The 8,834-nt window shown below is 51.4% G+C and carries 12 protein-coding genes; 8 read left to right on the top strand and 4 right to left on the bottom strand.

The features are described from left to right. The first annotated feature begins 190 nt into the window (after positions 1-190). On the top strand, positions 191-874 hold the full coding sequence (locus AB1757_31080) for a Crp/Fnr family transcriptional regulator (protein MEW6131514.1): 684 nt from the start codon (positions 191-193) through the stop codon (positions 872-874). 99 nt (positions 875-973) lie between these two features. Here AB1757_31080 and AB1757_31075 read toward each other — a convergent pair whose 3' ends face one another. From AB1757_31075 to trxA, 3 genes are all read right to left on the bottom strand, one after another. Then, positions 974-1,540 (bottom strand): carboxymuconolactone decarboxylase family protein, encoded by a 567-nt coding sequence (locus AB1757_31075; protein MEW6131513.1) that lies wholly within the window; start codon positions 1,538-1,540, stop codon positions 974-976. Positions 1,541-1,571: 31 nt separating this feature from the next. Then, positions 1,572-1,793, bottom strand: a complete 222-nt coding sequence (locus AB1757_31070) for a 4-oxalocrotonate tautomerase family protein (protein ID MEW6131512.1) — start codon at positions 1,791-1,793, stop codon at positions 1,572-1,574. Positions 1,794-1,939: 146 nt separating this feature from the next. Continuing rightward, positions 1,940-2,293 (bottom strand): thioredoxin, encoded by a 354-nt coding sequence (gene trxA / locus AB1757_31065; GenBank protein ID MEW6131511.1) that lies wholly within the window; start codon positions 2,291-2,293, stop codon positions 1,940-1,942. Between the two features lie 287 nt (positions 2,294-2,580). Here trxA and AB1757_31060 point away from each other — a divergent pair, with 287 nt between their 5' ends. The 5 genes from AB1757_31060 (at position 2,581) to AB1757_31040 (ending at position 5,411) form a co-directional block, all read left to right on the top strand. Further along, positions 2,581-3,117 (top strand): peroxidase-related enzyme, encoded by a 537-nt coding sequence (locus AB1757_31060; protein ID MEW6131510.1) that lies wholly within the window; start codon positions 2,581-2,583, stop codon positions 3,115-3,117. A gap of 32 nt (positions 3,118-3,149) precedes the next feature. Then, on the top strand, positions 3,150-3,470 hold the full coding sequence (locus AB1757_31055; protein ID MEW6131509.1) for a thioredoxin family protein: 321 nt from the start codon (positions 3,150-3,152) through the stop codon (positions 3,468-3,470). A gap of 472 nt (positions 3,471-3,942) precedes the next feature. Further along, positions 3,943-4,317, top strand: coding sequence for a DsrE family protein (locus AB1757_31050; GenBank protein MEW6131508.1), 375 nt, complete (start codon positions 3,943-3,945; stop codon positions 4,315-4,317). A 51-nt stretch (positions 4,318-4,368) separates the two neighbouring features. Then, positions 4,369-4,995, top strand: a complete 627-nt coding sequence (locus tag AB1757_31045; protein MEW6131507.1) for a pyridoxamine 5'-phosphate oxidase family protein — start codon at positions 4,369-4,371, stop codon at positions 4,993-4,995. After that, positions 4,995-5,411, top strand: coding sequence for a nuclear transport factor 2 family protein (locus tag AB1757_31040; GenBank protein MEW6131506.1), 417 nt, complete (start codon positions 4,995-4,997; stop codon positions 5,409-5,411). The genes AB1757_31045 and AB1757_31040 overlap by 1 nt, the downstream gene beginning before the upstream one ends. A gap of 2 nt (positions 5,412-5,413) precedes the next feature. Here the strand turns inward: AB1757_31040 and AB1757_31035 are convergent, their stop codons facing one another. Continuing rightward, on the bottom strand, positions 5,414-7,024 hold the full coding sequence (locus AB1757_31035) for a sigma 54-interacting transcriptional regulator (protein MEW6131505.1): 1,611 nt from the start codon (positions 7,022-7,024) through the stop codon (positions 5,414-5,416). 255 nt (positions 7,025-7,279) lie between these two features. On the opposite strand from AB1757_31035, the gene AB1757_31030 reads away from it, so the two are divergent. Beyond that, positions 7,280-7,849, top strand: a complete 570-nt coding sequence (locus AB1757_31030) for a carboxymuconolactone decarboxylase family protein (protein ID MEW6131504.1) — start codon at positions 7,280-7,282, stop codon at positions 7,847-7,849. A gap of 129 nt (positions 7,850-7,978) precedes the next feature. Beyond that, a complete protein-coding gene (locus tag AB1757_31025) occupies positions 7,979-8,728 on the top strand; it encodes a cysteine hydrolase (GenBank protein MEW6131503.1) in 750 nt (249 codons plus the stop codon). Positions 8,729-8,834 lie beyond the last annotated feature (106 nt).

The raw sequence follows: 8,834 nt of genomic DNA, 5'->3' as shown, positions 1-8,834 counted from the left end.
TGGTCATCTGATCTAAAATCTGGTTGACGAAAGTCATAAGCCAATCTCCGATTGTCTGGTGTCTGGAAACATCCATTTAATCGGTATTGGCTTATTTTTTCATCTCATTTTTTGTCCGAACCATTGAAATGTAATTAGCAGCGGAAAATCAGCAAATGCCAACGATTCAGCCGCACCCCGTTATCCCTTTGTGCCGAGCAAAGTAGCTTATCTTTCTGCAATGAAAATTTTCCGTGACCTCTCATCCGAAGAGATGAAGATGGTTGAGTCATCAACCGTGATGACCACCGCCTCCAGAGGCAAAATCATTTATATGCCCGAACAAACCGGCGAAGTCTTATTTTTGCTCAAAAAAGGTTCCGTGCATCTCTATCGCTTATCTTCAGAAGGTCGCAAACTGATTGTTCAGACCGTCGGACCCATGACCTTTTTCGGAGAGATGACGATTGTTGGGCAGAATATGTACGACCTGTTTGCGGAAGCGGCGGAAGACTGTACGGTTTGCGTAATGGGGCGGGCTGATGTGGAAAGGCTCATTTTAAAGAAACCGCAAGTCGCGCTGCGAATGCTTGAAGAAGTTGGCAAACGAATGCATGAGGCACAATCCCGTTTAGGCGATAGCGCCTTTAAAGGGATACCGGCGCGCGTCGCCTCTTTGTTGCTCAACCTTTCCAGTCATGGCTCACATTCAATTACCGGAGTTCGGCATCAAGACATTGCCGATATGATGGGCGTATACCGCGAAACGGTTAGCAATGCGCTTGGGAGTTTGCGCGACGAAGGCATCATAGAAATAAACCGCAAAGAGATTTCTATTCGCAATCTGCAAAAGCTTTGTGAGGTTGCTGATGAAGAGATTTTACGAAAACGTTAGCCTTGCCAGGGTATCGCCCAGGGTGCGCGGCGCACCCCTGAGCGAGTTTACGAAAATCACTTGCTGATTAGAATTTTCAGGTTGTGCCGCGCAACCAGATTAAGCCGTTTGGTGTTCTTTTTTTGCTGACCACTGCTTAGACTCAAAAGCCTGGTCAAGCGGCGTCTCCGCGATATGATTCACATAGTTACTCAAGGTCTTCATAGCAACCACAGTAATAACCTCCAGCAATTGCCGCCGACTGTAACCTGCTCCCAGAAAGGCTTCAACTTCTGTGGGGGCAACCCAACCCCGTTCTTTCACCACCGCGAGCGTGAAATCTCGCAACACTTTGAGTTTGGGGTCTGACAACGGACGTTGTTCGCGGAGTTCGCAAAGCGTCGCATCCGGCATCTTCATCATGGAAGCCATTCCTGAGTGCGCCGCAACGCAATAGGCGCAGTCATTTTCTGTACTGACGGCAATGGCTACCACCTGTTGCTCGATGGGCGAAAGCGCGCTCTTCTTGAGGGCTTCGGACAATGCCACATAAGCCTGCACAGCCGCCGGAGATTCGGCAAATACGCCATAGAGATTTGGGATAAAACCGTAGGCTCTTTCAACGGCTTGCAAAATCGGTTGAGAAGCCTCTGGCGCAGTTGTTTTATTGTGAATAGTAAATTTCATGTTTGTAACCTCTCTTGGTTGATGTGAATTTTTATTGGGCTTGTAAAGCCATTTCTTTGAGCAATGAAAGCGAGACAGGCTCTCCACCCACGCCCCATTCACCGGGATTGACATCTTCGATGAGCACCCAGGTGACCGGGCGCAATCCTTCGCCCTCGACCGAAACGATGGCATCAGTAATTTTCCTGATGAGTTCCTGTTTTTGTTCGATGGTTAAATAGCCACCGAGTCCTTTGATTTGTGCTAACGGCATATTGCCTCTCCTTTTTTCAAAAGTCGTAAATTTTCTGCTCTGAACTGGTTCCGTCCAATCGAAACAGACGCAATTTATTTATTCGGCTTCAGTGTAGGTGAAAGGCTGAAAGGCTTCAGTAATTACACCTACATAACCTTGATGTTTTATGCGGAGACCTTTTTTTCAGCACCAGCAAGGTACGGTTCAATGAGTGAGGTGAGCGCTTTTTCGCTGATGATTCCGACGGCTCGCTCACCCAGCTTTCCATTGCTGAAGACGAGAAAGCTGGGTACGCCGCGCACGCCAAACTGTTGCGCAAGCTCAGGGCAATTATCGATATTGATTTTGACCACTTCGACACTCGGAGCCAGTTGTTCGGCAAGGCGCTCAATAACCGGTTCCATTGCCTTACAGGGTCCGCACCAGGTCGCGAAAAAATCTGCTAAGACTATCCTTTCACCTTCTATCAGCGTAAGAAACTGTGAAGACGAAAGCTCACTAATTAACCGGTTTGTCATGTCAGACCTCCAACTGCTTTTAAAAAATTGATAATCGGTTTCCGCACTCACATTAAGCGCGATCTTCAAATTGAAGGAGCATTATGGATGGTCATGCTCTAAGGATCAGTAATAGCAGTTACATTCAAATCATTTACCTGGGTATATTATGCAAAAGGCTGCACCACTGGTTTCCCGGATAGATTCCGAAAGCTTATCTAAACGGGCTTAATGCCTTTTAGAACCTTTTTATGGAATAATTCGCGAGGAAAAATAATAGTCGCCTGTAGATAAATCAGGGAGATATCATGGCTTGGATCAAAGTGATAGATGAGGACAAAGCCGAAGGCAAGCTACGAGAAGTTTACGACCAGGTTTCCTTATCGCGCGGTCGCGTCGGAAATATTCTGAAAATACATAGCCTGCATCCTGAAGCCCTGACTGCGCACCTTAACCTGTACCGCAAGTTGATGTTTGGGCGATCAGAATTGACCCGCCAGGAGCGCGAGTTGATTGCAGTTACGGTTTCGGTGATCAACCAGTGTCATTACTGAACGGTTCATCACGGAGAGGCTCTTCGTGCATTAACCAAAAATGACCATTTCATAAACGAACTGATGACGAATCCCGCGAAAGCGACACTTAACGAGAGGCAAAGCGCGCTTGTCGAATATGCAAGGAAATTAACGGTCTCAGGCAGTTCGATTACTGAAGCTGACCTCGTATCATTGAGAGCGGTGGGAATCACTGATGCGGGAATACATGATGTTGTTGCCATCATTGCTTATTTCAATTTTGTCAATCGGCTCGCCCTCGGATTAGGCGTACAACTCGAAGAGCCGTAAATAAACCGACAGCCCCCGAATAAAATCGAATTATGGAAAAAGAGATATTGATTGAACTTTATTATTTTGATGGCTGTCCCGCCTATAAAAAGACCTTTGATAATCTGCTCGCTGCAACCCGGGAATTGCATGGAAAGATTCACTTTTCGCTAAAAAGAATAGACTCTTATGAAGAGGCAGAGTTGCTCGGGTTTCAAGGTTCTCCCTCAATAAAAGTGAACGGGCAGGATTTAGAAGGACTGGCTGAAGGGGCAACCTATGCCTGCCGGTTGTATTCGGATAATGGGACTCGAACCCCGACTCCCAGTAAAGAATTGCTTTTAAGAATGCTTCGCAAAAGCATAGAGAGCTAGCTTCTTAGCTCGTATTTTTCGTTTGCATTCTCCTCCTGAAATGGATTTATCCCTCTTTTGCTGGATTAGAAATCTTTTGAAATAAACCCCGTCAGTAAGCGAGCAGGTGGTTTTGACCGCCTGTTTTTGTGCCAATCCAATTAAAATCAACCACACATTTTCAACTCTTTGCCGGTGCCGGATTCGCCGAGAATCAACACCAGCCGCGACGGCTTGTAATGATTCGAGTTCCATTGCGAATAACGCTACACGGACTTTCGTGATTGGCAACACGGGTACTCGTTGGATAACGAAATTTCGTGCTTCGGCAAACTTGTTCAAACCAAAGCTAACTCATTTGCTTTCAGCGTGATGAAGATTTTTCAGCGAACGGCACAACGTATGCACTTTAACTCATCGCACGGCAATGCGCTGTGCCGATGCCGTAAGGCAAATCAACCAATCATCATCTCGCAAGGAGGGAACATTTCCAATGAAAGCAGCAATCATTATTCTGGCTGACCCTAAAACCAGTACGGAAGAAGCGCTCGGTCGTCTCTTCAACGGACTGGCGGCGGCTTACGATTTCAAACAACGCGGCGATGAAGTCACCGTGTTATTTCAAGGCGCGGGTACGCGTTGGGCAAGCGAACTGGTCAAACCTGATCATCCGGCGTTCGCCTTGTTCACGGCGGTCAAAGACAAAGTCGCAGGCGTCTCGTGCGGTTGCGCCGATGTCTTCGGCGCGCGCGAGGGCGCGGAGGCTTGCGGTCTCGAACTCATCAAAGATAACGCTGTGCCGCAAACTTCCGGCTTGCCAAGCCTCGCGCGACTGACGGCAGAAGGTTATGCCATTTTGACCTTCTAAAACGGTTGGCAGCGCTGGAGCCGCGCTCCAGTGCTGCCAATGGAGAAAATCATGGCAAGGAACTTTGCGGAAATTGCTTTCACCGAAAACGTCAAAGCACAGCAGGAAAAATACGGTTCGCGACGTTCGTATGTTCGTATGGAACAAATGGAACGCGGCACCGAACTCAGTTTCGCCGAAGCCGATTTCATCGCCGCCCGCGACAGCTTTTATCTGGCAACGGTGGGCGAGAACGGATTTCCTTACGTGCAGTTTCGCGGTGGTCCGTCAGGCTTTTTGAAAGTGCTGGATGCAAGAACGCTGGCGTATGCCGACTTTCGCGGCAACCTGCAATACATCAGCGTTGGCAATCTGCACGGCAACGATAAAGCCGCGCTGATTCTGATGGATTACGCGCGCCGCCAGCGGCTGAAGATTTACGCGCGCATCGAAGTCATCGCCGCCAAAGACGCGCCTGAACTCATCGCCCAATTGCACCACGCGACTTACCAGGCGCAGGTCGAGCGCGCCATGCTGCTACACGTCGAAGCCTTTGACTGGAACTGTCCGCAACACATCACGCCACGCTTCACGAGGGAAGAAATCCGCGAATTGAACACGCCGCTTTACGAACGCATCGCCCAACAGGAAGCCGAAATCAAGCGATTAAAACCGCAAACCGAACAAGGAGGAAAGTAATGTCAGCGCCAATTATCAAACCGCCGTTCACGCTTGAAACCGCCCGCGCCAAAGTCCAGGCTGCCGAAAACGCCTGGAATTCACGCGACCCCGAACGCGTCGCGCTGGCATACACACCCGATTCCGAATGGCGCAATCGCGCGGAGTTTTTCACCGGGCGCGAAGCCATTAAAGAATTCCTGCGCCGCAAGTGGGCACAGGAACTTGATTACCGCTTGATGAAAGAGTTGTGGGCATTCACCCACAATCGCATTTCGGTGCGCTTTGAATACGAATGGCACAACGCCGCCGGGCAATGGTTTCGCACACATGGCAACGAGCATTGGGAATTCGATGACGAAGGCTTGATGCGTCGCCGCGATATGAGCGCCAACGATTACCCGATTGAAGAGGCAGATAGGCGCTATCGTGGTTGAAATCAGCCACGAATTTTCTTGATGCCCAGAGATTGCAGGCGTGATGCCAAGGTTGTCGGTTTCATCCCCAGCAATTGCGCCGCGCCACCCGCGCCATAAATTTTCCAATTCGCAGTTTCCAGCGCCGCCATTAAATTAGCGCGTTCCTGCGCTTCCCATTCAGCTTGCGTAAGAAATGTGGCAGCTTGCGCGGCTTCAGGCGAGTTGTCTGGCGGCAAGGCGGATGATGGTTCAGCCACCGGCAATACCCAATCGAAATTCAACGGTTGCGCGCCGCAACGCGAGAGAATCATTGCGCGTTCAATGACGTTTTGCAGTTCGCGCACGTTGCCGGGCCAGTGATAGCGTTGCAATGCAGCCATCTGCGCGTCCGATACTTGCAACTTGCCACAACGCGCCTGCTTTCTGGCTTCCTCAATAAAATGCTGCACCAGCAACGGAATGTCTTCGCGGCGTTCACGCAGCGGCGGCAATTCGATGGGAAAGACGCTCAGGCGGAAAAACAAATCCTGCCGGAAAGTCCCTGTGGCAATTTCGCGGCGAAGATCGCGGTTGGTGGCGGCAACCACACGAACGTTGGTTCGCCGTGTCTTCTCTTCGCCGACTCGTTCAAAAGTTCCTTCCTGCAAAACGCGCAGCAACTTGCTTTGCAAATCCAGCGGAATTTCGCCAATTTCATCGAGAAACAGCGTGCCGCCATCTGCCAGTTGAAACCGTCCTACGCGGTCACGAATCGCGCCGGTGAATGCGCCGCGCACGTGGCCGAAAAATTCGCTTTCAAATAAATCGCGCGGAATCGAAGCGCAATTGACTTTGACCAGCGGACCCATCGAGCGTTGGCTGCGTTCGTGAATGGCGCGCGCGATCAACTCTTTGCCGGTGCCGGATTCGCCGAGAATCAACACGCTGGCATCGCTCGCGGCGACGAGTTCGATTTGATCGAGAATCTTTTTGAGCGCGGCGCTTTCGCCGACAATGCCGCCGAAGGCGCGTTCGACTTTGGCTTCTTCGCGCAAGTAATCGTTTTCGAGTTTGAGCTGTTCGCGTAGATGTTCGATTTCGGCGAAGGCGCGGCTGTTAGCCAACGCCACTGCCGCGTGGTCGGCAAACATGCGTAACCACGCGAATTCCTGAGTTTGAAGCGTTTGGCGGCTGAAAACGGCAAGCACACCCAACACTTCGCCGTGAAAAATCAACGGTTGTCCGGCGAAAGATTGAAGGCATTCGCGCGCCGCCCACTGCGGATGCGCAAGCCAATCGCTTTCTTGTTTGAGATCAGCCAGCAACAATGGTTCGCCGGTCGCGCCGATCTTGCCAATCTTGCGCACGCCGAGCGGGAAGCGGCGAAAGTCGCCGTCAAGCCGCGACCAATTTTCAACGGCTTTCGTCGGGCTGCCCGCGCTTGCCATCAGATGCAGGCATTCAGTTTGATCGGGGCATTCCAGCCGCATCGGACAGCGGGTGCAATCATCGCCCGGAGCTTTCAACCACAACCGCGCCAGCGCCACGCCCGGTTGCGCCACCAAGCCTTCGACAATCTGCTGCAAAACCGCTTCGACCGAACGCTCTTCGGCAATCACCAAAGACACAGCTTGTAAAGATTCGAGTTCCATAACACCGCCATTTTACACGAACTTTCGTGGTTGAGAACTCAGACTTTCGTCGTGTAACGAAATTTCGGGGCTAAATCCGAATAGCTTAAAACAAGCCAAGCCAAGTGATTTCAACCATTTGAATTCATTGCCAGCCAACGGCACAGCGCATGCCATTAAGCCAATCGCAAGGCAACACGAATCGTCGGCAAGGCAAAGCGCCAATGGGCAGATGATTCGGTTGCCGCAACCAATGGAATTAAAAAGGAGAAAATTATGCCTAGACTGAACACGATTGACCCTAAAGAAGCGACCGGCAAAGCCAAAGAATTGCTCGACGGCGTGAACGCCAAAATCGGAATGGTTCCGAACCTGATGCGAACCTTCGCCAATTCGCCCGCAGCGTTGGAAGGTTACTTAAACTTCAGCGGCGCGCTCAGCGGCGGATTGCTCAACGCCAAGTTGCGCGAGCAAATCGCCCTGACGGTGGCTGACGCCAACAGTTGCGAATACTGCCTTTCAGCGCACACCGCCATCGGCAAAATGGTTGGTCTGAATGAGAGCGAAATCGCTGCCAGCCGTCACGCCGGTTCCAGCGACCCGAAAACCGATGCCGCGTTGAAATTTGCCCATCAACTCATCATCAAACGCGGCGAACTGCTTGACAGCGAAATCCAGGCGGTGCGCTCTGCCGGTTACAACGACGGCGAAATCACCGAGATCATCGCCAACGTGGCGCTGAACATCTTCACCAACTACTTCAACCACGTCGCGCAAACCGTTGTGGATTTCCCCAAAGTCAAGCCTGGAAACGGATGCGCCACGCAATCCTGCGACTGCGCGTAAGCGCCAGAGTGTTCACTTATCGCAGATTTGGACTAATCCATACTAAAAGGAAAGGACACCATCATGAAATTCTTCTATCGTTTGCTTATCGTCTCGCTGATTGCCGTCGCAGTCGGCTTGACCGTACCCATGTCGTTAGTCGCGCAGAATGCCAAGCCGACTGTGCCACATTACGCTGGCGCCCGCGAGGATGTGCCAGTCCCGCGTCCAGGTATGACACCCCAAGTGGGTCGTGTGGCGCTGGTCGTAACCGACCCGCAAAACGACTTTCTCAGTCCCAACGGGGTCGCCTGGGGAGTAGTCGGACAGAGTGTGAAGGAGAACAAAACCGTCGAGAACATTGAGAGTCTGTTCAAAGCGGCGAAGACTTCCGGCGTGCCGGTCTTCGTCAGCCCGCACTATTACTACCCGCACGACCATCAATGGAAGTTTGGTGGCGCGCTCGAAGTGCTCATGCACCGGATCGGCATGTTCGACCGCAAGGGAGCCTTGAAGCAGGAGGGCTTCAAGGGGTCGGGGGCTGATTGGCTTGATCGCTATAAGCCATACATTGAAGACGGAAAGACCGTCGTCACAAGCCCGCACAAAGTCTTCGGTCCCGAATCGAATGACCTGATTTTGCAACTGCGCAAGAAAGACATCCGACAGGTGATCCTCGCAGGCATGTCGGCGAATCTCTGCACGGAATCGCACATGCGCGAATTGCTCGAACAAGGCTTCGAGGTCGTGGTGGTCACGGATGCAACGGCGGCGGCGAAGTTGCCCGGGTTCGATGGTTACGAAGCGGCTTACGTGAACTTTCGCCTGATGGCAAGCGATGTCTGGAATGCTGCCGAGACGGTGAATAAACTGTCCGTCCTTAGTACAGGACAAAATTGATCTTTGAAAATGCATAAAAGGCCATCGCGGCTTTATCCTTTTCAAGAATGGTAAACCCTTGAGAGGAGAAACTACGATGACCTCGATTCGCCCGCTTGAGCGAACC

The organism is Acidobacteriota bacterium, from assembly GCA_040754075.1.
GTDB lineage: Bacteria > Acidobacteriota > Blastocatellia > UBA7656 > UBA7656 > JBFMDH01.
Note: the sequence above shows the minus strand (reverse complement) of the source record. Positions and strands in the feature narration are given on the sequence as shown.

Excerpts from the sequence above, each read along its gene's own strand:
- AB1757_31070 (MEW6131512.1), bottom strand. The coding sequence starts at position 1,793 with ATGCCGTTAGCACAAATCAAAGGACTCGGTGGCTATTTAACCATCGAA.
- AB1757_31035 (MEW6131505.1), bottom strand. The coding sequence starts at position 7,024 with ATGGAACTCGAATCTTTACAAGCTGTGTCTTTGGTGATTGCCGAAGAG.
- AB1757_31025 (MEW6131503.1), top strand. The coding sequence starts at position 7,979 with ATGTCGTTAGTCGCGCAGAATGCCAAGCCGACTGTGCCACATTACGCT.
- AB1757_31045 (MEW6131507.1), top strand. The coding sequence starts at position 4,369 with ATGGCAAGGAACTTTGCGGAAATTGCTTTCACCGAAAACGTCAAAGCA.
- AB1757_31040 (MEW6131506.1), top strand. The coding sequence starts at position 4,995 with ATGTCAGCGCCAATTATCAAACCGCCGTTCACGCTTGAAACCGCCCGC.
- AB1757_31030 (MEW6131504.1), top strand. The coding sequence starts at position 7,280 with ATGCCTAGACTGAACACGATTGACCCTAAAGAAGCGACCGGCAAAGCC.
- AB1757_31050 (MEW6131508.1), top strand. The coding sequence starts at position 3,943 with ATGAAAGCAGCAATCATTATTCTGGCTGACCCTAAAACCAGTACGGAA.
- AB1757_31055 (MEW6131509.1), top strand. The coding sequence starts at position 3,150 with ATGGAAAAAGAGATATTGATTGAACTTTATTATTTTGATGGCTGTCCC.
- trxA (MEW6131511.1), bottom strand. The coding sequence starts at position 2,293 with ATGACAAACCGGTTAATTAGTGAGCTTTCGTCTTCACAGTTTCTTACG.
- AB1757_31075 (MEW6131513.1), bottom strand. The coding sequence starts at position 1,540 with ATGAAATTTACTATTCACAATAAAACAACTGCGCCAGAGGCTTCTCAA.